The organism is Pseudomonas sp. EMN2, assembly GCF_009650555.1.
Classification (GTDB): Bacteria; Pseudomonadota; Gammaproteobacteria; order Pseudomonadales; family Pseudomonadaceae; genus Aquipseudomonas; species Aquipseudomonas sichuanensis.
Map to the genome: position 1 here is coordinate 1 of NZ_VZZR01000022.1, position 24,066 is coordinate 24,066.

The 24,066-nt window shown below is 64.8% G+C and carries 18 protein-coding genes and 1 pseudogene; 10 read left to right on the forward strand and 9 right to left on the reverse strand.

Annotated features, from left to right (window positions below):
* Window positions 1-60: 60 nt before the first annotated feature.
* The 5 genes from F6X61_RS07820 to F6X61_RS07840 all read left to right on the forward strand — a co-directional run bounded on the left by F6X61_RS07820 (window position 61) and on the right by F6X61_RS07840 (window position 4,763).
* Window positions 61-390, forward strand: coding sequence for an MliC family protein (locus F6X61_RS07820; RefSeq protein WP_110994178.1), 330 nt, complete (start codon window positions 61-63; stop codon window positions 388-390).
* 100 nt (window positions 391-490) lie between these two features.
* Window positions 491-1,555: a class II fructose-bisphosphate aldolase gene (gene fba, locus F6X61_RS07825; RefSeq protein WP_008093958.1), complete on the forward strand. Its 1,065-nt coding sequence runs from the start codon at window positions 491-493 to the stop codon at window positions 1,553-1,555.
* A gap of 233 nt (window positions 1,556-1,788) precedes the next feature.
* A complete protein-coding gene (locus F6X61_RS07830; protein WP_153786117.1) occupies window positions 1,789-3,906 on the forward strand; it encodes a bifunctional diguanylate cyclase/phosphodiesterase in 2,118 nt (705 codons plus the stop codon).
* A 39-nt stretch (window positions 3,907-3,945) separates the two neighbouring features.
* Entirely contained in the window at window positions 3,946-4,446 is a 501-nt protein-coding gene (locus F6X61_RS07835; RefSeq protein ID WP_153786118.1) for a M48 family metallopeptidase, read from the forward strand.
* Between the two features lie 14 nt (window positions 4,447-4,460).
* On the forward strand, window positions 4,461-4,763 hold the full coding sequence (locus F6X61_RS07840; protein ID WP_110994181.1) for a helix-turn-helix domain-containing protein: 303 nt from the start codon (window positions 4,461-4,463) through the stop codon (window positions 4,761-4,763).
* 79 nt (window positions 4,764-4,842) lie between these two features.
* Here F6X61_RS07840 and F6X61_RS07845 read toward each other — a convergent pair whose 3' ends face one another.
* Window positions 4,843-5,295: a GNAT family N-acetyltransferase gene (locus tag F6X61_RS07845; protein WP_153786119.1), complete on the reverse strand. Its 453-nt coding sequence runs from the start codon at window positions 5,293-5,295 to the stop codon at window positions 4,843-4,845.
* A 223-nt stretch (window positions 5,296-5,518) separates the two neighbouring features.
* Between F6X61_RS07845 and F6X61_RS07850 the strand changes: the two genes are divergently transcribed.
* The gene (locus tag F6X61_RS07850; protein ID WP_153786120.1) at window positions 5,519-6,256 is read left to right on the forward strand and encodes an ABC transporter substrate-binding protein; all 738 of its coding nucleotides are present in this window, start codon (window positions 5,519-5,521) and stop codon (window positions 6,254-6,256) included.
* A 98-nt stretch (window positions 6,257-6,354) separates the two neighbouring features.
* Here F6X61_RS07850 and yccS read toward each other — a convergent pair whose 3' ends face one another.
* From yccS to F6X61_RS07885, 7 genes are all read right to left on the reverse strand, one after another.
* Complete coding sequence (gene yccS, locus F6X61_RS07855) at window positions 6,355-8,538, reverse strand: YccS family putative transporter (protein WP_153786121.1); 2,184 nt, start codon at window positions 8,536-8,538, stop codon at window positions 6,355-6,357.
* A gap of 173 nt (window positions 8,539-8,711) precedes the next feature.
* Window positions 8,712-9,893, reverse strand: a complete 1,182-nt coding sequence (locus tag F6X61_RS07860; RefSeq protein ID WP_153786122.1) for an NAD(P)/FAD-dependent oxidoreductase — start codon at window positions 9,891-9,893, stop codon at window positions 8,712-8,714.
* Between the two features lie 136 nt (window positions 9,894-10,029).
* Window positions 10,030-11,367, reverse strand: coding sequence for an ATP-dependent RNA helicase DbpA (gene dbpA / locus F6X61_RS07865; protein WP_316906415.1), 1,338 nt, complete (start codon window positions 11,365-11,367; stop codon window positions 10,030-10,032).
* Between the two features lie 110 nt (window positions 11,368-11,477).
* Window positions 11,478-12,905 (reverse strand): multidrug transporter subunit MdtD, encoded by a 1,428-nt coding sequence (gene mdtD, locus F6X61_RS07870; RefSeq protein WP_153786124.1) that lies wholly within the window; start codon window positions 12,903-12,905, stop codon window positions 11,478-11,480.
* Between the two features lie 136 nt (window positions 12,906-13,041).
* On the reverse strand, window positions 13,042-14,370 hold the full coding sequence (locus F6X61_RS07875; protein ID WP_153786125.1) for a TldD/PmbA family protein: 1,329 nt from the start codon (window positions 14,368-14,370) through the stop codon (window positions 13,042-13,044).
* Window positions 14,370-15,812: a TldD/PmbA family protein gene (locus F6X61_RS07880; RefSeq protein WP_153786126.1), complete on the reverse strand. Its 1,443-nt coding sequence runs from the start codon at window positions 15,810-15,812 to the stop codon at window positions 14,370-14,372. The genes F6X61_RS07875 and F6X61_RS07880 overlap by 1 nt, the downstream gene beginning before the upstream one ends.
* A gap of 30 nt (window positions 15,813-15,842) precedes the next feature.
* Window positions 15,843-17,639: an acyl-CoA dehydrogenase gene (locus F6X61_RS07885; RefSeq protein ID WP_153786127.1), complete on the reverse strand. Its 1,797-nt coding sequence runs from the start codon at window positions 17,637-17,639 to the stop codon at window positions 15,843-15,845.
* Between the two features lie 273 nt (window positions 17,640-17,912).
* Between F6X61_RS07885 and F6X61_RS07890 the strand changes: the two are divergent.
* From F6X61_RS07890 to F6X61_RS07905, 4 genes and pseudogenes are all read left to right on the forward strand, one after another.
* Window positions 17,913-18,244, forward strand: a pseudogene (locus tag F6X61_RS07890) (type II toxin-antitoxin system RelE/ParE family toxin).
* A 41-nt stretch (window positions 18,245-18,285) separates the two neighbouring features.
* Entirely contained in the window at window positions 18,286-18,570 is a 285-nt protein-coding gene (locus tag F6X61_RS07895; RefSeq protein WP_153786128.1) for a helix-turn-helix domain-containing protein, read from the forward strand.
* A 501-nt stretch (window positions 18,571-19,071) separates the two neighbouring features.
* Window positions 19,072-19,314: a hypothetical protein gene (locus F6X61_RS07900; RefSeq protein ID WP_153786129.1), complete on the forward strand. Its 243-nt coding sequence runs from the start codon at window positions 19,072-19,074 to the stop codon at window positions 19,312-19,314.
* Between the two features lie 153 nt (window positions 19,315-19,467).
* A complete protein-coding gene (locus F6X61_RS07905; RefSeq protein WP_153786130.1) occupies window positions 19,468-19,731 on the forward strand; it encodes a DUF3077 domain-containing protein in 264 nt (87 codons plus the stop codon).
* Window positions 19,732-19,821: 90 nt separating this feature from the next.
* On the opposite strand, the gene putA is transcribed toward F6X61_RS07905, so the two are convergent.
* Window positions 19,822-23,775, reverse strand: coding sequence for a trifunctional transcriptional regulator/proline dehydrogenase/L-glutamate gamma-semialdehyde dehydrogenase (gene putA, locus F6X61_RS07910; protein ID WP_153786131.1), 3,954 nt, complete (start codon window positions 23,773-23,775; stop codon window positions 19,822-19,824).
* Between the last annotated feature and the right edge of the window lie 291 nt (window positions 23,776-24,066).

The window sequence follows — 24,066 nt, forward strand, 5'->3', positions numbered from 1 at the left end:
CGCCGATGCGACTTACCCCGCGATGAGGCCGATACAGCAGGCTTGCTACGAGGATGTGTAATGAAAGCGCTTCTGGCCGCACTGGCCCTGGCGACCCTGGCAGGCTGCTCGCTGTTGCAACCAGCCCCCGCCCCGGTGGCGGACAACTGGACCCGCTGGGTCTGCGACAGCCAGGCCGAAGTGCTGTGGCGCTTCGCTGATGTGAAACAGGATGCGGTCGACGTGCGCCTTGGCGGCGGCGACCAGGTCTACCGGCTCAAGTCCGAGCCGGGCGCCTCGGGCGCGCTGTACAGCGATGGCGTGCTGGCCTTCCACACCAAGGGCCAGGAAGGCCTGGTGTACTGGGTGGCGACCAACGATCTGATTGGGCGGGGCTGCAAGGCACCGTGACTGGCCGGGCCGCCACGGTGGCCCACACTACTTGAACAGCAACCGCCCCTGCGGCAGGCTTGCACGAAACAAACGACGCTTGTCGGGAGAGAGATACACCATGGCACTCATTAGCATGCGCCAGATGCTGGACCACGCCGCCGAGTTCGGTTACGGCGTCCCAGCTTTCAACGTCAACAACCTCGAGCAGATGCGCGCCATCATGGAAGCCGCCGACAAGACCGACTCTCCGGTCATCGTCCAGGCCTCCGCCGGTGCCCGCAAATACGCCGGTGCTCCCTTCCTGCGCCACCTGATCCTGGCGGCCATCGAAGAGTTCCCGCACATCCCGGTGTGCATGCACCAGGACCACGGCACCAGCCCTGACGTGTGCCAGCGCTCCATCCAGCTGGGCTTCAGCTCGGTCATGATGGACGGCTCGCTCGGTGAAGACGGCAAGACCCCGACCGACTACGAGTACAACGTCCGTGTTACCCAGCAGACCGTAGCCATGGCCCACGCCTGTGGCGTTTCGGTAGAAGGCGAGCTGGGCTGCCTGGGTTCGCTGGAAACCGGCATGGCCGGTGAAGAAGACGGCATTGGCGCCGAAGGCGTGCTGGATCACAGCCAGATGCTGACCGACCCGGAAGAAGCGGCCGACTTCGTCAAGAAGACCCAGGTCGATGCCCTGGCCATCGCCATCGGCACCAGCCACGGTGCCTACAAGTTCACCAAGCCGCCCACCGGCGACGTGCTGGCGATCGACCGCATCAAGGAAATCCACAAGCGCATCCCCAACACTCACCTGGTGATGCACGGTTCCTCTTCGGTACCGCAAGAGTGGCTGGCGATCATCAACCAGTACGGCGGCGACATCAAAGAGACCTACGGCGTACCGGTCGAAGAAATCGTTGAAGGCATCAAGCACGGCGTGCGCAAGGTCAACATCGACACCGACTTGCGCCTGGCCTCCACCGGCGCCATGCGTCGCCTGATGGCGCAGAACCCGAGCGAGTTCGACCCACGCAAGTTCTTCGGTGAAACCGTCAAGGCCATGCGTGACGTGTGCATCGCCCGCTACGAAGCCTTCGGCACCGCCGGCAATGCGTCGAAGATCAAGCCGATCTCCCTGGAAGGCATGTTCCAGCGTTACCTGAAAGGCGAGCTGGCTGCCAAGGTCAACTGATCCGTTGGTAGTTGCTTGAAGAAACCCGCAGAGATGCGGGTTTTTTTATGCCTGCAGCAATTGAGCGACGGAGGAGGATTATTTCCACATAACCCACTGCCATACCGTTAGTCGGCTAACATCAATTTCGATGGCGCTTAGCCATCTACCCGCGTTGCGTCTTCGGTCGCCCTGTCTAGAGTAAAGATCGGATCCAATAGCGGGCCAGGGTCGGTCTAAACATGGGAAGCAGCATGGATGTCGCTCACACACAACCTCCGGACAGTCGGTCGGTGCTACTGGTAGTAGACGATTATCCAGAGAACCTCATCAGCATGCGGGCGTTGCTGGCCCGTCAGGATTGGCAGGTGTTGACCGCCAGTTCAGGGATGGAAGCCCTGAGCGCGTTGCTTGAACACGAAGTCGACCTGGTCTTGCTCGACGTGCAGATGCCCGAAATGGACGGCTTCGAGGTCGCCCGGCTGATGCGCGGCAGTCAGCGCACGCGGCTGACCCCGATTATTTTCCTCACCGCCAACGAGCAGTCCGACGCCGCCGTACTCAAGGGCTATGCCAGTGGCGCGGTGGACTACCTGTTCAAACCCTTCGATCCGCAAATCCTCAAGCCCAAGGTGCAGGCCCAGCTGGACCAGCAGCGCAACCGGCGCATGCTGCAGCGCCTGACCCGCGAACTGGAGTCGGCACGGGCCTTCAACGCCTCGATCCTGGAAAACGCCGCCGAGGGCATCCTGGTGGTCGACGAGGCGGGCACCATCGGCTTTGCCAACCCCGCCATCTCGCGGCTGCTCAATGCACCGGTGGACACCTTGCAGGGCGCCCACGTGCTGGACTTGATCCAGCTGCCTTGCGCCAGCCTGTGGCGCGAGTCGGACTTCTACCAGGCGTATCTGGGCCGGCAGATCTTCCGCGTGCATGACGCCCAATTGCGCACCGTGTCCGGCCAGCTTGTGCCGGTGGCGCTGTCCTGCGCGCCGTTGCCCGTCGAGCAGCGGGCCATGGTGGTGACGGTGCTGGACATGTCGGTGGTGCGCAGCCTGCATCAACAGCTTGAGTATCAGGCGGTGACCGACCCGTTGACCGGGCTGCTCAACCGCCGTGGCTTCTACCAGGCCGCCGAAGGCGCGTTGCTGCGCAACGAACGCTCGGACAAGGCCCGGGCCCTGATGTACATGGACCTGGACGGCTTCAAGCGGATCAACGACCTGCTTGGCCACGAGGCCGGCGACAAGGTGTTGCGCTGGGTGGGCGAGCAGCTCAAGGACTGCCTGGGCAACGACGCGCTGCTGGCGCGCATGGGCGGCGATGAGTTCACCGCGCTATTCGACGGGCTGCCGTACCCGGAGCAGGCCGGGCGCTTTGCCGAGAAACTGCTGGAGCGCCTGTCGGGCCTGCAGGAAGTGGACGGGCTGGAGGTCAGCCTGGGGGTGAGCATCGGCATTGCCACCTACCCCGATTGCGGTTCCAGCGTCGAGGGCTTGCTGCGTGCGGCGGATGCTGCGATGTACGCCGCCAAGCAGGCCGGGCGCCAGCAATACCGTTTCTATGACCAGGAGCTCAATGGGCGGGCGCGCTCGCGGCTGATGCTCGAAGATGGCGTGCGCGCGGCCATCGAGCAGAATGACTTCAACCTGGTCTATCAACCGCAGGTGGCGTTCGGCGATGGCCAGTTGCGGGGCTTCGAAGCCTTGCTGCGCTGGAAACACCCGAGCGTCGGCGATGTGCCGCCGGGGTTGTTCATCCCCTTGCTCGAAGAAGCGCGCCTGATCAATCGCCTGGCCAGCTGGATTTACCGCAAGGGCGCTGCCCAGCGCAAGGAATGGGGGGCGCGTTTCGGGCCCAGGCTGGTACTGAGCATCAGCCTGAGCCGCGCCCAGTTCGCCATGCCGGGCCTTGCCGACGAACTGGCGCGGGTGATCGACGAATATGCCCTGTTGCCTGCCCAGTTGGAGGTCGAGGTGGCCGAGACCTCGCTGATGTATAACATCGACGCGGCGGTGAAGCAGGTGAATCGGCTGCGCGAGATGGGCATCCGCGTGGCGCTGGACGACTTCGGTGCGGGTGACTGCTCGCTGCGCATGCTGCGCGACCTGCCCATCGATACCCTCAAGCTCGACCGGCACCTGGTGGCGCGGCTGCCGGATTCGGCGGCCGACATTGCCCTGGTACGCAGTGTCATCGAACTGTGCGCGGCCTATGGCATCACCGTGATTGCCGAGGGCGTGGAGACGCAGGCGCAGGCGCAATGGCTCAAGGGTGCGGGTTGTGCCTACGTGCAAGGCTTCCTGGTGGCAAGGCCGATGACCGCCGCCGATGCCGGCGACTTCCCGGCGGTATTCCCCTGGGGCGAGTGATTGGTAAACTCGGCACTCCTTACCCCGATCTGCATCCTGATGACCGCCTTACGCTACCTGCAAGCCTACCCGCCGCATCTACAAGACCAGGTGCGTCAACTGATCGCCAGCGGTCGCCTGGGCGCCTACCTGGACCAACGCTATGCCGAGCGGCATACGGTGCAGAATGACAAGGCGTTGTACGGCTACGCCCAGGATCTCAAGCAGGAATACCTGCGCAGCGCGCCGCCGCTGGACAAGGTGCTGTTCGACAACCGCCTGGACCTGACCCATCGCGCCCTCGGCCTGAACACCGCGGTGTCGCGGGTGCAGGGCGGCAAGCTAAAGGCCAAGAAAGAGATCCGCATCGCCTCGCTGTTCAAGGAAGCGGCGCCGCAGTTTCTGCGCATGATCGTGGTGCACGAACTGGCGCACCTGAAGGAGCGCGACCACAGCAAGGCCTTCTACCAGCTCTGTCAGTACATGGAGCCGGACTACCACCAACTGGAATTCGACCTGCGCGTCTACCTGACCTATCGGGAGCTGCCGGGCAACACCTGAGGGACAAGCACCAGATGACCACGGAAGTGAGCAAGACCCGCAGCAGTTTCTACCGTCGCCTGTACGTGGCCTGGCTGATCGACAGCCAGACCGCCACCAGCGTGCCGGCGCTGATGGAGGCCACCGGCATGCCCCGGCGCACCGCCCAGGACACCATCGCTGCGCTGGCCGATCTGGACATCGTCTGCGAGTTCGAGCAGCAGAGCGGCGCCCGCAATCATGCCGGGCATTACCGCATCCGTGACTGGGGGGCGATCGACAAGCAGTGGATCATCCAGCATCTGCGCCAGATCAGGGATGTGCTGGGTTATCCGTGATCTCGGTGTGGTCCTGCAGCTGCAGTACATGTGGGAGCCGGCTTGCCGGCGAAAGGGGCGCGACGCGCCCCCGGCAGTTTCAGCCCTTGCGCATGCCGATATGGGGAATGTCGTCTTCCAGATATTCCTCGCCCACCGCCACGAACCCGTGCGTGGCATAGAACGCCTGCAGATGCGCCTGCGCCGACAGGTAAACCGGAACACCTGGCCAGCAATGCCCGGCCGCTTCCAACCCTTTCATCAGCAGCGGATGGCCCAGTTTCAGGCCGCGCACTTCGGGCGAGGTCACCACGCGCCCGATCACCACGTCGCCACCTTGTGATTGCGGGTCGAGCAGGCGCAGATAGGCCACCAGCTTGTCGTCTTGCCAACCCATCAGGTGCAGGGTGTCGCCGCTCAGGTCCTGCCCGTCGACTTCCTGGTAGGCACAGTGCTGCTCGACCACGAACACTGCCGTTCGCAGTTGCAGGACGGCATAGAGCTGCTCCTTGCCGAGGTCGCTGTGGTGTTTGCAAATCCACTCGATGGACATGGGTATGAGCTCCTTGTATGGGCGCTCGATCATCGCAAATCCTGCCGCTGCGCACGAGCCTGGCCTTGCTGCAAATTACGTCTGATGGCGTTCGGCCAAAATAGAGGCTAAATGACATTATTGTCCGCTGTCGCCGGGCTGCGGCTTGTGTAATCTGCAGGATCTGTTGTGAGTAGAGATCGCCATCTTCAGCGTGGGCCCCCAACTGCGAAAGGATTTGAGCATGCGGCCACTGCTTTGCGTTCTTGGAATACTGGGTGTGTTGTGCGCGATGCCGGCAGCTGCCCAGGAGAAACTGCGACTGGTGGCCGACAGCTGGCCGCCCTTTACCGACGCCGCCATGCCCGGCGGTGGCCTGGCCACCAGCATCGTCACCACGGCGCTTAACCGCGCAGGTTTCGCCACGTCGTTCGAGGAAGTGCCCTGGGCCAGGGCGCTCATGGGCATTGGCGAGGGGCGTTACGATGTATTGGTCAACGCCTGGTACAACGATGAGCGCACGCGCATCGGCGAGTTCTCCGGCCCTTACCTCATCAACCGTATCCGCCTGCTCCAGCGCCAGGGCGAAGGCTTCGTCTTCAAGCGTCAGGCCGACCTCTACCCCTACACCATCGCCGTGGTGCGCGACTATGCCTACTCACCCGGCTTCGACAGCGATGAGCGTCTGAACAAAGTGCCGGTGCGCAATTTCTCGTCGGCGGTGCGCATGCTCGCGGCCGGGCGAGTCAACCTGACGGTAGAGGACGAGTACGTGGCGCGTTACAACCTGCAGCGCGAACCGCAGCAGGTGCGGGACGGGGTGAGCTTCGTCGATCCGCCGCTGAGCGAGAACAGTCTGCACATTCTGGTCAGCCTCAAGCACCCGGAGCACCGGCAGGTGGTGGCACGGTTCGAGAAGGCCATTGCGGCGATGAAGGCCGATGGCAGCTACGCCCGGTTGTTGCGTCAGCACGGCTTCTGATCTGCGTTGGCCCTATCGCCGGCAAGCCGACTCCCACATGGATCGCGCCTGTGGGAGCCGGCTTGCCGGCGATAGGGCCAGTACAGGCTACCCCGCAATCAGCCCGGCTCACTTTCCTTGATCAGGTGCCCCGCCAGCGTGCGCAGCGGCCCCAGCTGCCGGCAGATCAGCGCCAGTTGGGTCTGCACCAGGCGCTGGTGCTCGTCCAGCTCCTCGGGCATCTGCTCCAGCGCATTGGCCAGGGCCTCTTCCGCGTCGCTGTGGATCGCCACCGGCAGGCGTGCGGCCAGGCCGTTGGCGATTTCGTCGAGGCTGGCGGCCAAGGTCTGGCCAGCACCCTCGATCAGCTGTTCATGGACCTCGGCCGGCAACGCAGTGTCGCGGTGTGCGCCAAGCCCTGAGAGATAACTGAGCAGGGTGTGCGACAGCACCAGGAAGCGAAAGCCCACATCCGCTTCCTTACGGAAATGCCCGGGCTCCATGAGCATGTTGGCCAGGGTGGTGGACAGCGCCGCATCGGCGTTGTGCGCGTTGCGCCGGGCCAGGCGGTAGGCCAGGTCATCGCGCTTGCCGTGGGCATACTGCTGCATGATCTGGCGCAGGTACTGGCTGGCGCAGGCCAGGGTATTGCCCAGCACCTTGTTCAGTCGGCGGCCCTGCCAGTCGGGCAGGAACAGGAACACTGCAAGGATGGCGATCAGGCTGCCGACCAGGGTATCGAACAGGCGCGGCAGGAACAGCCCGTAGCCATCGCCGGTCTGGTTGAAGCAGAACAGCACCATCAGGGTGATCGCCGCCGTGGCCAGGGTGTAGCGGGTGGTGCGGTTGACGAAGAACACCACCCCGGCGACCACGGCGAAGGCCGACTGGATCAGCGGGTTGGGGAACAGGTCGAACAGCGCCCAGCCCACGGTCAGGCCGATGGCGGTGCCGAGCATCCGCTGGCCCAGCTTGCGCCGGGTCGCCCCGTAGTTGGGCTGGCAGACGAACAGCGTGGTGAGGATGATCCAGTAGCCCTGGGTCGGGTGGATCAGGTGCACCATGCCGTAACCCACCGACAGTGCCAGCGACAGGCGCAGGGCGTGGCGGAACAGCAGCGAGGTGGGGGTCAGCTGGGTGCGCAAGCGCTGCCACACGTCCTTCAGGTTGCGCGGCGAGCGGTCGAGCAGGCTGCTGTCGCTGGCGTCTGCCAGGCTGTCCGGGTTGCTCGCGGCGCCCAGCAGGCGGTCCAGCGTGGCCAGGTTGGCGGCCAGGGCCCGCAGCGAGCGCAGCAGCCCGCGCCAGGCCGGGTTGTTCTGTTCGCGCAGGTGCTCCAGCGAAGCATTCAGGTCTTCCAGCGCTTCGGGGTAGCCGCTGGCGAGCACGAACGGCTGGCGCAGGCGGATCGAGCGTGCCAGCTCCTGGCAGGAGGCACCCTGTTTGCGCAGCAGGCGCTGGCAACGGAACATCACGTCGCTGTGGAAGAACGCCTCGTTGAGGGCGTTGTAGGGGTAGTGCGAGGCGCTGACCCGCTCGTGCAGGTCCTGAGCCAGGAAGTACAGCTTGAGGTAGCGGCTGACCTTGGAGTTGGGCTGGCTGTTGCCGACACGGTGCAGGATGATCTCTTTGGCGGCATTGAGCGCGGCCACCACCTTGCCGTTCTGCTTGGCCAGTTCCAGGCGCGTGGCCTCGACGTCCAGGCCACGGATCGGTTCGAACAGGCTGGCCTTGAGCTTGAGGTAGCTGCCCAGTTCATAGAACAGCTTGGCCAGGCTTTGCTGCACCGGCTGGTTGGAAAACAGCGCCTGCCACAGCACCGACAGCAGCCCGTACCAGGCGGCGCCGGTCACCAGCAGCAGCGGCTCGTGCCAGAAGTCGCTGACTTCGCCGCCGCGCTGGTCCACGCCGATCATGGTGTAGACCGACAGGATCAGCGTTGCCGAGGCGATCGCCCCGTAGCGTTCGCCCAATGCGCCGAGCATGGTCAGGCCGAAGGCGGCCAGGGCCAGGGCGATGGCAAAGATCCAGGGGTAGGGGAACAGCAGCTCCACCGACAGGGCGGCGATGGCAAAACAGCCGAGGGTGACCAGCAGGGCACTGAGGCGGCCCTGCCAACCGTCATCGGTCTCGGCCAGGGCGCTGGCGATGATGCCGAGGAACAGCGGGATGAGCAGGCTCATCTCGTTCTGGTACCAGCACCAGGCCATGCTGCCGGTGAGGGCGATGGTCACGCGAATGGCGTAGCTGAACTTGTCTTGGCCCCACAGGCGACGCAATGAATGGCGGAACGAGCTCGATGACATGATGGCCTGCTGGGCAGTTTGCGGACTAGAACCTTGAGGGCCTCATCGCGGGGCAAGCCCGCTCCCACGAGCCGAGTCGGCCTTTGTGGGAGCGGGCTTGCCCCGCGATGGTTTTACCCCCTTCACAACACAGACCGGCAAGAAGCGTTCCGTGCTGCTGAAAGGATTCTACTCTACACGAACTGCGCCGCAGCGTTGGCCGAAGCCCAGGCCCACTGGAAGTTGAACCCCCCCAGGTGCCCGCTCACGTCCAGCACCTCGCCGATGAAGTACAGCCCGGGGCTCTTCAGCGATTCCATGGTCTTGGACGACACCTCGCGGGTATCCACGCCGCCCAGGGTCACCTCGGCGGTGCGATAGCCCTCGGTGCCCGCCGGCACCACCTGCCAGGCCGCCAGTTTGTCGGCGATCTGCGCCAATTCCGCCGGGGTGTACTGCTTCAGCGGCTTGGATTCGAACCACTGCTCGGCCAGCAGGTTGGCCAGCTTGCGGGTGAACACCTCGCCCAGCACGGTCTTCAGCTCGCTGTTGGGGCGCTCGACTTGCTGGCCCTGCAGCCACTCCAGGGCATCGCGGTCGGGCAGCAGGTTGATCTCGACGGTGTCGCCGGCCTCCCAGAACGACGAAATCTGCAGGATCGCCGGGCCGCTCAGGCCGCGGTGGGTGAACAGCAGGTTTTCCCGGAAGCTTGTGCCGTTGCAGCTGGCGGTGCAGTCCAGCGAGGTGCCGGACAGCTCGGTGCACAGTGCCTTGAGCTGGGGCTCGGTGATGGTGAACGGCACCAGGCCGGCGCGGGTCGGCAGCAGTTCGTGGCCGAACTGGCGCGCCACCTGGTAGCCGAAGCCGGTGGCGCCCAAGGTCGGGATCGACAGGCCGCCGGTGGCGATCACCAGCGACTGGCAGGCGAACGGGCCGGCGCTGGTCTGCAGACGGTAGCCGCCTTCGGTTTTTTCGATCTGTTCGATGCTGGTGTTCATGCGCAGCTCGGCGCCGGCCTGGTCGCACTCGGCCAGCAGCATGTCGAGGATGTCGCTGGACTTGTTGTCGCAGAACAGCTGGCCGAGCTTCTTCTCGTGGTACGGCACGCCGTGCTTGCACACCAGTTCGATGAAGTCCCACTGGGTGTAGCGGGCCAGCGCCGACTTGCAGAAGTGCGGGTTGTGCGAGAGGAAGTTGGCAGGCTCGGTGTACATGTTGGTGAAGTTGCAGCGCCCGCCGCCGGACATGAGGATCTTCTTGCCCGGTTTGTTGGCGTGGTCGAGCAGCAGCACCCGACGGCCACGGCGGGCGGTGAGCTGGGCGCACATCAGGCCGGCGGCGCCGGCGCCGAGGATGATCACGTCGGTGGAGTGCACGGTTGGAACCTTTGGCAAGTTAGGGGGAAGCGTGGGAGCGGGCTTGCCCCGCGATGCGCTGGTGCAGGCAATGCTGTTGGCCCTGCTGACGCCATCGCGGGGCAAGCCCGCTCCCACGAGCGATCTGCTGATCGGTTCAGATAATGCGGACTTTCAGGGCACGGCCCTTGATCTTGCCGCTGTTCAAGCGCTGCATGGCCTGCTTGGCCACCGCCCGCTCCACGGCCACGAACGCCACGAAGTCGAAGATGGCGATCTTGCCCACCTGCTTGCCCGGCAGTCCGGCATCGCCGGTCAGCGCACCGAGGATATCGCCCGGACGCAGCTTGTCCTTGCGTCCGGCGCCGATGCACAAGGTGGTCATCGCCGGCAGCAGCGGCTCGCCACCTTTGTTCTTCAGGCTGTCCAACTGCTCCCAGCGCAGCGGCTTCTGTTGCAGGTCTTCGATGGCCTGGGCGCGGTGGCCCTCGGCCGGGGCCACCAGGCTGATCGCCACGCCCTTCTCGCCGGCACGGCCGGTACGGCCGACACGGTGCACGTGGATTTCGGCGTCACGCGCCAGCTCGACGTTGATGACCATGTCCAGGCCATCGATGTCCAGGCCGCGGGCGGCCACGTCGGTGGCCACCAGCACCGAGCTGCTGCGGTTGGCGAACATGGTCAGCACCTGGTCGCGGTCGCGCTGCTCCAGGTCGCCGTGCAGCGCCTGGGCAACGATGCCCTTGGCAGTGAGGTGGGCCACTACGTCTTCGCACTGCTGCTTGGTGAAGCAGAACGCCACGCAGGACTGCGGGCGGTAGTGGCCGAGCACGCGGGTCACGGCTTCCAGGCGCTGCTGCGCGTCGATCTCGATGAAACGCTGTTCGATCTGGGTGTCGCTGTGCAGCGCTTCGACCTTGACCTGCTGCGGCTGGCGCATGAAGTCCTTGGCCAGTTGCTCGATGCCGGCCGGGTAGGTGGCCGAGAACAGCAGGGTCTGGCGGCGCGACGGGGTCTTGCCGATGATGCTGGCGATGGCGTCGAAGAAGCCCATGTCGAGCATGCGGTCGGCTTCGTCGAGCACCAGGGTGTTGAGGCCGTCGAGTACCAGGGTGCCTTTGTCCAGGTGCTGCTGGATGCGCCCCGGGGTGCCGACGATGATGTGCGCACCGTGCTCCAGCGAGGCGATCTGCGGGCCCAGCGAAACGCCACCGCACAGGGTGAGGATCTTGATGTTGTCCTCGGCGCGGGCCAGGCGGCGCAGCTCCTTGGCCACCTGGTCGGCCAGCTCGCGGGTCGGGCACAGCACCAACGCCTGGCAGCCGAAGTAGCGTGGGTTGATCGGGTTGAGCAGGCCGATGCCGAAGGCGGCGGTCTTGCCGCTGCCGGTCTTGGCCTGGGCGATCAGGTCCTGGCCCTTGAGGATGACCGGCAGGCTCTGGGCCTGGATCGGGGTCATCGAGGCATAGCCCAGGGCGTCCAGGTTGGCCAGCATGGCGGTGGACAGCGGGAGGGTGGCAAAGGCGGTGGTTTCAACGGTCACGAGGCGGGCCTGCTGCGATGCAAAAAATGTCGCACAGTCTACCAGCCTCATGGCCATTCGCCCTACGACTCGACGTGCTCTTCCGGACGACGGGCGCGCCTTCCGTCTGTCGGCGCCAGTTGCAGGAAGATCGCCGCCGCCAGCATGGCCATCACGCCGATGGTGACGAAGGTCAGCTGGAACGCCCCCAACGTGCTCTCTACGCCTTCGGCACTGCCGGCTGCAGTAAAGCCACCGAGCAGCGCACCGGCGCAGGCCACGCCCAGGCTCAGCGACAGTTGCGCGACCACCGACAGCAGGCTGTTGCCGCTGCTGGCGCTGGCGTCGTCGAGGTCGATCAGGGTCACGGTGTTCATCGCCGTGAACTGCATCGAGTTCACCGCCCCCAGCAACGCCAGTTGCACCAGCAGCAGGGCATAGGGCGTCTGCTCGTCGACCAGCCCCAGGCTGGCCAGCAGCAGGCCCAGCAGCAAGGTATTGCCGGTGAGTACGATGCGATAGCCCAGGCGTTCGATCAGCGGCCGGGCGACCGACTTGGCGAGCATCGCCGCCGCTGCCAGCGGGATCATGCTCATGCCTGCCTGGGCCGGCGAGTAGCCCAGCGCCACCTGCAGCAGCAACGGCACCAGGAAGGGCAGGGCTCCGCTGCCAAGGCGGGCGAACAGGTTGCCGAGGATGCCGATGGCGAAGGTGCGCACGCGGAACAGCGACGGCGAGAACAGTGGCTCCGGGTCACGCCCGGCACGCAGCCAGTACGCGGCCAGGCAGGCCATGCCGGCGAACAGCAACAGCATCACCCGCAGGTGCGGCAGGTGCAGCTCGCCCAGGCCTTCCATGGCGATGGTGATAAGCACCATCGCCGCACCGAACAGCACGAAACCCGGCCCGTCGAAGCGGGTACGCTCGGCGCCGCGCAGGTCGGGGATGAACTTCCACACCGCATAGCAACCGAGGGCGCCCACCGGCAGGTTGAGCAGGAAGATCCAGTGCCAGGTCAGGATTTCCACCAGCCAGCCGCCGAGGGTCGGGCCGAGCAGCGGGCCGAGCAGGCCGGGGATGGTGATGAAGCTCATGATCCGCACCAGCTCGCTGCGCGGGTAGGCGCGCAGCACTACCAGCCTGCCGACTGGCAGCATCAGCGCCCCGCCCAGGCCCTGCACCACTCGGGCGAAGATCAGGAAACCCAGGCTGTTGGCCATGGCGCACAGCAGCGAGCCGAAGCTGAACAGCAGGATCGCGCTGAAGAAGATGCGCTTGGTGCCGAAGCGGTCGGCGATCCAGCCCGAGGCCGGGATCAGCAGCGCCACGGTGAGCATGTAGGCGATGATCACGCCCTGCATGCGCAGTGGGTCCTCGGCCAGCGAGCGGGCCATGGCCGGCAGCGCGGTGTTGAGGATGGTGCCGTCCAGCGACTGCATGAAGAAGGCGATGGCCACTACCCAGGGGATCCAGCGGGCGGTGACAGGGTCCAGCGGGGCACGGTCGGGCATGTGTTACCTCAGGTTCTTCGTTGTCCTGTGTCGGCCCTTTCGCGGGTAAACCCGCTCCCACAGGTTCAATGCTGCCTTCAAGGCATAGGTAATCCTGTGGGAGCGGGTTTACCCGCGAAGAGGCCGGTCCTGCGGATCACAGTGTCAGGGTCAACCCCTTCACCAACGCCCCCGGCAAATGGCTCGACCCAGTACTGCGCTGCCCATAGGTGCTGGTCGACAGGATCATCTCGCGCTCCTGTGTCAGGTCTTCGAGCTGGCTGCCCAGCAGGCTGTACAGGCTGTCATCAAAGCGCATGGTGCTCACCGGCCCCTGGATCTGGCCGTTTTCCACCCAGAACGTGGCGAACCGGGTCAGCCCGGTCATCCGCGCCGCCGGCAGGTCCGAGTAGTTCAGGTACCACAGGTTGCTGATGTACAGCCCGGTGCCCAGGCGTTCAAGGATCTGCGCGCTGGGCAGGTTGCCCGGCGCCAGGCTCAACGCGCACGGCGATTCGTAGCTGTCGGCGCCATTGGCCTGAAGTGCGAACTCGGCGGCGCTGCGAGCGCTCACCAACCGCTCCAGCCCCCGGCCTTCACCGATCAGCAGCAGGTCGCGACGCGGCGAGCCTTCGTCGGAGAACGCCGGGCTCAACGAGCCGCTGACCTGTTCGCTGAAGCTCACCAGCGGGCTCAGTCGTGCATCGCCGTTGTACAGGCGTTGCAGCGAGCTGTTCCCCGTGGCCAGTGCCTGGGCGGAGAAACCACCCCAGCAGAGCATCCCGGCAATCTCGTCCATCGCCGCTGGCGCCAGGTAGGCGCGGTAGCTGCCGGGCTTGAGGGTGATGGCCGGGCGGCCCAGGTGTTGCAGCTGTTCGCGGGCCAGGCGCAGGCGCGCGGCAAAGGCTTCGCCGCTCCAGGCCTGGCCTGCGTAGTTGGCTTTGACCGCCTGACCGTTGGTGTGGAACAGGCTCCAATCGAAGTTGAAGCTGTTGGCCTGGTGCCAGCCGAAGGCGCCGAACGAGCTGGCGAAGCCGCGGCAGATGGGGCCGGCGGCGTATATGCCGACCAGGTCCAGGTCGTTGGCCTCGCGCTCGATCAGGGTTAGCACTTCATCCAGCTCGGGCAGTGGCTGCTCCAGCAGGCTGTGGCTGTGCCAGGCACTCTCGTCGAGGCTCAGGTACGGATCGACCGGCAGCAGCGGCAGGGTCTGACGCAGTTGCCCGAGGCCATCGTGCAAGCGCTGGCGATCCAGCTCGGCGTCATCACCCAGGGTGATCTGCTGCTCTGCCTGGCGGCCGTCGCGAATCAGCCGCAGTTGCACGTTGGCCTGGCTGACCAAACCAGCCTGGCGCACCTGGGCATGGTTGAAGCGCACGAACTGCGAGTGCTCGGCGCTGTAGCCCAGGGTGAACTGCTCGCCGGGTTGCAGCGCATCGCGCAGGGCACCGAGCAGGTCTTCGAAACGTTGTTGATAGGTGCTCATCAGGCGTCCCCTCCGAATACGTCGATCTGGCGGAACACGCAGGCCGGCGAGGCGTGGCCGACCCGCACCACCTGGTTGGGTTCACCCTTGCCGCAGTTGGGCGTGCCGAGTACCTGGAAGGTGCTGCGATCGCCGACCGCCGACAGGTTGCGCCAGAAATCGGCGGAGATGCCCCGATAGTTCGGGTTTTTCACCACGCCCTTGAGCTCGCCGTTCTCGATCAACTGGCCCCATTCACAGCCGAACTGGAACTTGTTGCGGGCGTCATCGATGGACCACGAGCGGTTGGTGCGCATCAGGATGCCGTTTTCGATGCCGCCGATCAGTTGCGCCAGCGGCTGGTCGCCCGGCTCGATATTGAGGTTGGCCATGCGGTCGATCGGCGCGCGGTTCCAGCCACAGGCGCGGCTGTTGGCCACGCCGTCCAGGCCTGAACGCAGCTGCGACAGCGCGCCGCCCAGTGGGCGCACCAGCAAGCCGTTGCGGATCAGGAACTGCTTGCTCGCCGGGGTGCCGTCGTCGTCGAAGCTGTAGCTGGCCAGCTCTTCGCCGATGGTGGGATCGAAGGTCACGTTGAGCAGCGCGGAGCCGTATTGCAGGTGGCCGAAGTCGGCGGCTTTGACGAAGCTGGTGCCGGCGTAGTTGCGCTCGTCGCCGAGGATGCGGTCCATTTCCAGCGGGTGGCCGATGGACTCGTGGATCTGCAGCATCATCTGGTCGGGCATCAGCAGCAGGTCGCGGGTGCCGCTCGGCGTGTTGGGCGCCAGCAGCAGTTGCAGGGCTTCGTCGGCCACGCGGCGGGCCGCGCCGACCAGGCCGCAGCGCTCGATTACCTCGAAACTGCCTTGCTGGCCGAAGTTGTCGCGGCCCAGGGTGCGGCTCTGGCTGTCCTGGCCGTCGCTGGCGGTGACGCCCAGGCCCGGGTAGACGAAGCGCTGGGCATGGCGCAGCTCGGCGCCGGCGGAGTTCAGGTAGGTCTGCTCGACCAGGCTGATGCCGAGGCTGGCCTGCCAGTCCACCAGGCGGCTGTCCTTGGGCACGCTGGCGGATTCTGCGGCCAGCAGGTCCAGGCAGTCGGCGAGGTTGGGCAGGGGCTGGTCGAAGTTGGGCGAAACGTGGTCGTGACGCTCGCTCGGGGCGGGCTGGCCGCTGAGGTCGAGAAGGCTATGGGCCTTGATGCGCCGGGCCAGCGCTTCGGCCTGTTCCAGGGCGCGCTGCAGGCCGCTTTGCGACAGGTCGGCGGTGGCCGCGTAGGCCTCGACGCCGTTGACCCGCACGGTGAGCATGGCGCCTTCATCCTGGCTGAAGTGCGGCGGCTCGGTAACGTTGCGGCGTACTGAAAGGGACTGGTGCGATTGCTTGACGTGGCGAAGCGAAAACACTTCGGCCGTGCTGCGCAGCGCGGCGAAGCGCTGGCGCAGCAGGGCGCTGGAATCGAACATGGGAAACCTCCGTTGGCGCGGTGGCTCCCCCTAGAACCACCCCTCTTGCATGCCCAGGCACGTATCGTCGCGTGCTTCGAGCAAGGCGAGGTCATTATGGCAGCCCGGTACTTCCCAGGTGAGGAAATAACGCGCGGCCTGCAGCTTGCCCTGGTAGAAGTCGCGGTCGCTGCCCTTGAGCAGGCCGAGCTCGGCATGGATGGCCTGCTCCAGCCAGCGCCAGCCGATCACGCAGTGACCGAAGGCCTTCAGGTACAGCGCCGAGTTGGCCAGGGCCCTGGCGACCTTGCCTTGGGCCAGGTCGCCGAGCAGGGCCAGGGTGACCGTTTGCAGGCGATTGACCAGCTGTTCCAGCGGCTGGCGCAGGTTGTCCAGGTTCGGGTGATGGCTGGCGCGCTCGCAGGTGCCGGCGATCAGGCGGATCAGTTGCTTGAGCCCGGCGCCGCCGTTCTGCGCCAGCTTGCGGCCAAGCAGGTCGAGGGACTGGATGCCCTCGGTGCCCTCGTGGATCGGGTTCAGGCGGTTGTCGCGGTAGTACTGCTCGACTGGGTATTCGCGGGTGTAGCCATGGCCGCCGAGGATCTGGATCGCCAGTTCGTTGGCCTTGAGGCAGAAGGTCGAAGGCCAGGATTTGACGATCGGGGTAAGCAGGTCGAGCAGTTGCTGGGCTTGCTGGCGGGTGTTTTCATCCGGCGCAGTGTGGGTGTCGTCGAACAGCCGTGCGGCGTACAGGCCCAGATCGAAGGCACCTTCCACGTAAGCCTTCTGGGCCAGCAGCATGCGTTTCACGTCGCTGTGCTCGATGATCGGCACCGCCGGGCTTTGTGGATCCTTGTTGTCCGGCAGGCGGCCTTGCGGGCGCTGGCGGGCGTACTCCAGTGAGTAGAGGTAGCCGGCGTAACCGAGCATCACCGCGCCCATGCCGACGCCGATGCGCGCTTCGTTCATCATCTGGAACATGTAGGCCAGGCCCTGGTGCGGCTGCCCGACCAGATAGCCCACGCACTGGCCGTTGTCGCCGAAGTTGAGGGCGGTGGAGGTGGTGCCGCGCCAGCCCATCTTGTGGAACAGCCCGGCCAGCAGCACATCGTTGCGCGGGCCCAGGTTGCCGTCATGGTTGACCAGGTACTTGGGCACGATGAACAGCGAGATGCCTTTCACCCCGGCCGGCGCGCCCGGTAGCTTGGCCAGGACCATGTGCACGATGTTCTCGGACAGCTCGTGGTCGCCGCCGGAGATGAAGATCTTGTTGCCCTTGAGCCGGTAGCTGCCATCGCCGGCAGGTTCGGCGCGGGTGCGGATATCGGCCAGCGAGGAGCCGGCGTGGGGCTCGGTGAGGGCCATGGTGCCGAAGTAGCGGCCTTCGATCATCGGTTGCAGGAACAGGCGCTTCTGTTCTTCTGTGCCGAAGCTCTCGATCAGGTTGGCCGCGCCCATGGTCAGGAACGGGTAGGCCGTGGTGCCGGCGTTGGCGGCCTGGAAGTGGGCGAAGCAGGCTTGTGAGACCAGGCTGGGCAGCTGCATGCCGCCGACGTCGAAATCGCGGTTGGCGTTGAGGAAGCCGGCTTCGAGGAAGGCATCGACTGCTGGTTTCACGTCCGGGATCAGTTCGGCGCGGCCGTCCACGTAGCGTGGCTCGTTTTCGTCGCCCTTGCGGTTATGTGGAGCGAAGTACTTTTCGGCGATGGTGCGGGCGGTAGTCAGCGCGGCGTCGAAGGTTTCGCGGCTGTGCTCGGCGAAGCGCGGGCGCTGGGTCAGGGCCTCGGCGTCGAGGACTTCGTAGAGTTCGAAGGCGAGGTTGCGGCTGCTGAGGAGTTGCTCGGACATGGCGGCATTCCTGGGTCGGGGTGCGGCGAGTCTAGGCGGGGTGGTGGGGCAGGGGACAGGTTAATTGGTTTGGGTGATATGGGTTTAGAAGTCGCCATCGCCCTGACTGCTGTCGCGCGCCCGGCGGTATGCAGGTGGGCGTCAGCCGTCGTAAAGCCTTGTCATGGAATTGCGCTTATATCGATACCGATATAGTTTTAACCTTGCCGCTCATGGAGAGCTTGCACCTTTGGCTGATCGGGCCGGGTGTAGGCGTTGGCAGGAGCGTGCAGGATGCAGAATGAGCAGAAGCCAATCGAGTGGTTGGGTAGCAGCAAGCAGGACCTGCGGGATTTTCCAGTAATGGCAAGGCAGCGGGCGGGGTATCAGTTGGCGCTGATTCAGGACGGGGAAGAGCCCGTCGACTGGAAACCGATGGACAGCGTAGGTGCAGGGGCGCGGGAAATCCGAATCAAGTGCAGGGATGTGCGTTTCGCGTGTTTTACGTAGTGAGTCGGCCAGAAGCGATCTATGTCCTGCATGCGTTTCGCAAGACGACCGAGAAGACTGAAAAGCGCGACATTGACCTGGCGAGAGCGAGATACAAGTTGTTAGGCACCTGTTGAAGCGCATTGTTATGAAATACGGACGCACAGAGGGATTTGCGATGACAAACGAACGCTCCACTTCGGTATGGGATGCGCTGTTCGATTCACCTGAAGAGGCCGAAAACCTGCGGCTTCGAGCGAAACTGATGAGAGTACTGACCAAGCTCGTCCAGGCTTGGAATTTGCCGCAGAAAGACGCAGCACGGCGGCTGCACCTCACTCAGCCTCGCTTGAGTGATCTGCTCAATGGCAAGATCGACAAGTTCTCGTTGGATGCTTTGGTGAATATTCTGGCGAATGCTGATCTGGAAGTTGACTTCACGGTGAGGAAGAAATCTGCGTGAGGGTTGCTTCGCTTTAGTTGCGCGGGCTTTTCCTGATTAGGTGAGGGCTGCCAGGTGTTCGCCGAAAGTTCTTCAGCACCTATCAGATTGAGCGCGCTGCAAGGCTTTCGCCCAGCGCTTGGACGCCCTCATGCGATCGTAGCTATGGACCTGAAAACGCTGGATCCAAGGGTCACCTCTGCCGCGTTTCCTACGCAGATCCCGAGACTTCCCTTATTCCATGTAGTCCATTTCCCAAACATACTTCTGCCCCCTTTCAAGCCATTGCGGTGCTCTGAGTTGGTCACTAGTCTCGGGCGGTCGCTGCGAAAACAGTGACCGGCTTTGACAGGCCGACTCAAATACGACCGTATGGCTATGCCCTTATGGCGGCTGTGCGTGGGGCATCTTCGGGTGCGCCGGGTTTCCTCTATTTGACCGGTCTGTCAACCCATGTACAGCTGCCACCCTTTGTTTGACAGCGAATGGTGATGGTCCCATCTCTCAAATTGAGGATTCATCATGCTAAAGATCGTCCCCGATCCACCCCACAACCATCATTCCCTTGAAGACACCCTGATCCAGGCCACCGAGTACGCCCTGTGCGCAGTGACCGTGGTCCATCAGGCAATGCTGCTGCAGCCCAAGCCGCCCGTTTCGGTCTTGTTGATGACGGCGATGCACGAGACCGAAGCGCTGCGGGTGTTGCTGGAATCGGCACTGATTCAGGTGCAGATGCCGGCGCAGGCGTCGGCGTTGCATTGAGCCGCTAGGCATGTGTTGCCTGATCGGGCCCATTCGCGGGTAAACCCGCTCCCACAGGTTCACCTGTGCCTTGGAGCCAGCGCAGTACCTGTGGGAGCGGGCTTGCCCGCGAATAGGCCCGCACAGGCACCGACCATTTCAGGGAGAACAACCATGTCCATAGACGACACAAAAACCACCGTCGGCAAGACCAAGTTCTACCAAGGTGAGGGCATGACCGCCCCGCTGTTCTGTATCGAACCCGGCATCCCTTGCCAGCACGCCCGCGATCAAGCGTCGGAACTGATGGGCTGCGTGCGCGACTTGACCATCACCGGGATCATGGAGGAGAAGCCGCAGCTGCTCTGGGCGTCTTATTACCTGAGCGCCCTGGCCAAGGCGCTGATGGATGATGCAGAGCTCGGCATGAAACACTGACACCCCAAAAGCATCGCGGGGCAAGCCCGCTCCCACGCCATGTAGCAATTGGCGTGGGAGCGGGCTTGCCCCGCGATGGCGTCAGCTGGCTTAACCGATGGTCATCAGGCTGGCATTACCCCCCGCCGCAGCGGTGTTCACACTCACCGCCCGCTCAATCACCAGGCGCTCCAGGGCAATCTGATGATCGCCGCTCGACAGCCCATGCACGCCAACGATCGCACCGGCACGCTTGGCCACCTGCTCGCAGATGCCGCGCAGCTGGTCCGAATCACCGTGGTGGATCACCGCGTCGAACACCACCTCATCCTTGTTCCAGTCGGCCACCAGCTTGATCTTGCCTTGCAGCTCCTTCGGCAGACGGCCGCGCACGGTCTTGGCCGGCTCGCCATCCTGGAACACCGCCGAGCTACCCACCGCCAGTACCGCCGCGAACTGCGCCAGCAGGTCGGCTTCGTTGTCGGCCAGGCATAGCACGTGTTCGCGTGGCAGCACGCTGTAGCTGTTGCGCTCGCCGGTCGGGCCAGGCAATACGCGGGTGATGCCGCTCTGCGACTGTTCGGCGAACTGCTCGCACAGCGCGGCCAGGTCGCTCTGCTGGCTGCCGGCCGCCCAGGTCTTGAGGGTGGTCAGCGGCTTGATCTGCTGGTCGCGCAGGGTGGTGTCGGCCGGGCTGCGGGCATCGTCGGCCTGGAAGTGGCGGGCGATGGCGTCGGCCGGGCGGGTCGACAGCAGGCGGTACAGGTACAGCGGGCCGCCGGCTTTCGGGCCGGTGCCGGACAGGCCTTCACCGCCGAATGGCTGCACGCCGACCACGGCACCGACGATGTTGCGGTTGACGTACATGTTGCCGGCATTGACGTTGCCCACTACCTTGGCGATGGTCTCGTCGATGCGAGTGTGCACGCCCAGGGTCAGGCCGTAGCCGGAGGCGTTGATCTGCTCGATCAGCTGGTCCAGGTCCTTACGGTTGTAGCGCACCACGTGCAGCACCGGGCCGAAGATCTCGCGCTGCAGCTCGTCGAAGCTTTCCAGCTCGATCAGGGTCGGCATCACGAAGGTACCGCGCTTGATCTCTTCACCTTCGGCGATGGCCACCTGGTACACGGCGCGGCCTTTGTCGCGCATGCCCTGGATGTGCTTCTCGATACCGGCCTTGGCTTCGGCGTCGATCACCGGGCCGATGTCCACGGACAGTCGCTCGGGGTTGCCCAGGCGGCTTTCGGCCATGGCGCCCTTGAGCATCTCGATCACGCGGTCGGCGGAGTCTTCCTGCAGGCACAGCACGCGCAGGGCCGAGCAACGCTGGCCGGCGCTGTCGAACGCCGAGGACACCACGTCGATCACCACCTGCTCGGTGAGGGCCGAGGAGTCGACGATCATGGCGTTCTGGCCGCCGGTTTCGGCGATCAGCGGGATCGGACGGCCCTGGTTGTCGAGGCGGCCGGCGATGTTGCGTTGCAGCAGGCGGGCGACTTCGGTGGAGCCGGTGAACATCACGCCCTTGACGCGCTCGTCACCGACCAGGCCGGCACCGACTGTTTCGCCTTGGCCCGGCAGCAGTTGCAGCACGCCTTCGGGGATGCCGGCTTCCAGCAGCAGGCGCACGGCCTGGGCGGCGATCAGCGGGGTCTGTTCGGCGGGCTTGGCGAGTACCGGGTTGCCGGCGGCCAGCGCTGCGGCCACCTGGCCGGAGAAGATCGCCAGCGGGAAGTTCCACGGGCTGATGCACACCACCGGGCCCAGTGGGCGGCAGTTGTCGTTGCGCAGGTCGTTGCGCGCCTGCACCGCGTAGTAGCGCAGGAAGTCCACGGCTTCACGCACTTCGGCGATGGCGTTGGCGAAGGTCTTGCCGGCTTCGCGCACCAGCAGGCCCATCAGCGGCTGGATGTCGGCTTCCATCAGGTCGGCGGCACGTTCCAGGATCGCGGCGCGCTCGGCCGGCGGGGTGGCCTGCCAGATCGGTGCGGCGTTCAGCGCGCACTGGATGGCGTTGTCGACGTCGGCAACGGTGGCTTCCTGCACGTGGCCGACCACATCGCGGTGGTCCGATGGGTTGAGCACCGCAACGGCGGCTTGCTCGCTGGCGGCGCAGGCCAGCAGCGGGGCGGCTTTCCAGTCGTTGTGGGCGGTGGCCAGCAGGGCGCAGGAAAGCGACGCCAGGCGGTGTTCGTTGGCCATGTCGATACCGGCCGAGTTGGCCCGCTCGTTGCCGTACAGTTCACGCGGCATCGGGATGCGTGGGTGCGGCAGGCCGATGCTGCCTTCCTGGGTGCCCATGCGCTCGATGCTGGCGACCGGGTCGGCGACCAGTTCCTGGATGGAGATCGAGTGGTCGGCGATGCGGTTGACGAACGAGGTGTTGGCGCCGTTCTCCAGCAGGCGGCGGACCAGGTAGGCCAGCAGGGTTTCGTGGGTGCCGACCGGTGCGTACACGCGGCACGGACGGTTCAGCTTGCCTTCGGAGACCTTGCCTACAACCTGCTCGTACAGTGGCTCGCCCATGCCGTGCAGGCACTGGAACTCGTACTGGCCCGGGTAGTAGTTCTGCCCGGCGATGGTGTAGATGGCCGACAGGGTGTGGGCGTTGTGGGTGGCGAACTGCGGGTAGATGGCTTCCGGCACGGCCAGCAGCTTGCGGGCGCAGGCGACGTAGGACACGTCGGTGTACACCTTGCGGGTGTAGACCGGGTAGCCTTCCAGGCCTTCGACCTGGGCGCGCTTGATCTCGCTGTCCCAGTACGCGCCTTTTACCAGGCGGATCATCAGGCGGTGGCGGCTGCGCTTGGCCAGGTCGATGACGTAGTCGATCACGTACGGGCAGCGCTTCTGGTAGGCCTGGATAACGAAGCCGATGCCGTTCCAGCCGGCCAGCGATGGTTCGAAGCACAGGCGCTCGAGCAGGTCCAGCGACAGCTCCAGGCGGTCGGCCTCTTCGGCGTCGATGTTCAGGCCGATGTCGTACTGCTTGGCCAGCAGGGTCAGCGACAGCAGGCGCGGGTACAGCTCGCTCATCACGCGCTCGTACTGGGCGCGGCTGTAGCGCGGGTGCAGGGCCGACAGCTTGATCGAGATGCCCGGGCCTTCATAGATGCCGCGGCCATGGGAGGCTTTGCCGATCGAGTGGATCGCCTGCTCGTAAGAGGCCAGGTATTTCTGTGCGTCGTGCTCGGTCAGCGCGGCTTCGCCGAGCATGTCGTAGCTGTAGCGGAAGCCCTTGGCTTCGAACTTGCTGGCGTTGGCCAGGGCTTCGGCGATGGTTTCGCCGGTGACGAACTGCTCGCCCATCAGGCGCATGGCCATGTCGACGCCCTTGCGGATCATCGGTTCGCCGCTCTTGCCGATGATGCGGGTGAGCGAGGAGGTCAGGCCGGATTCGTTATGGGTGCTGACCAGCTTGCCGGTGAGCAGCAGGCCCCAGGTGGCGGCGTTGACGAACAACGACGGGCTGTTGCCCAGGTGCGGCTGCCAGTTGCCGGTGCTGATCTTGTCGCGGATCAGGGCGTCACGGGTGCCTTTGTCGGGGATGCGCAGCAGGGCTTCGGCCAGGCACATCAGCGCCACGCCTTCCTGCGACGACAGCGAGAACTCCTGCAGCAGGCCCTGGACGATGCCGGCACGGCCGCCGGCGCTCTTTTGGTTGCGCAGCTTGTCGGCCAGGCTCGCGGCCAGCTTGTTGGTGGCTTCGGCCTGGGCGGCCGGCAGGCGCGCCTGCTCCAGTAGCATCGGCACCACTTCCTGCTCGGGGCGGCGGTACGCGGCGGTGATCGCCGAGCGCAGCACCGACTGCGGCAGGATGCTTTCGGCGAACTCCAGGAAGCACTGGTGGGCGTGGTCGGCGGCGACTTCACCGGCGTCGTCGCCGAGGCTGGCGACGTGGCCGTTGAGTTCGTTCAGGGTGGCGCCACCCTCGAGCTTCTCGAGATAGTTGAAGATCGCTTGCTTGATCAACCAGTGCGGCGTGCGGTCGATGGACTGCGCAGCTGCTTTGAGTCGCTCACGGGTAGGGTCGTCGAGTTTGACCCCAAGGGTGGTAGTCGCCATTTCTTATCCTCGTTATTGCCACGGGTGTGGCCTAAGCTGAAGGCAAGATTAGCCTGTAGGACAATCCGGGTGCAACCGGGTGCAACCCGAAATTTCCGTGGCGAAGGTGCAACTCGTCTGAAGGGCGTTTCCGTACAGCGGAAAAGGTCTTTCTCGGTATTTTTTGTTATGGAAAACGCTGTGTTTGCTCCGAAATGGAGCAAAAACACGCTTTTATCGGAAAATGCAGGATTGGGTGCAACTTGCAAATGAAAAGTGGTTGCACCTCGTTCACGTTGTTGCATAGGATTC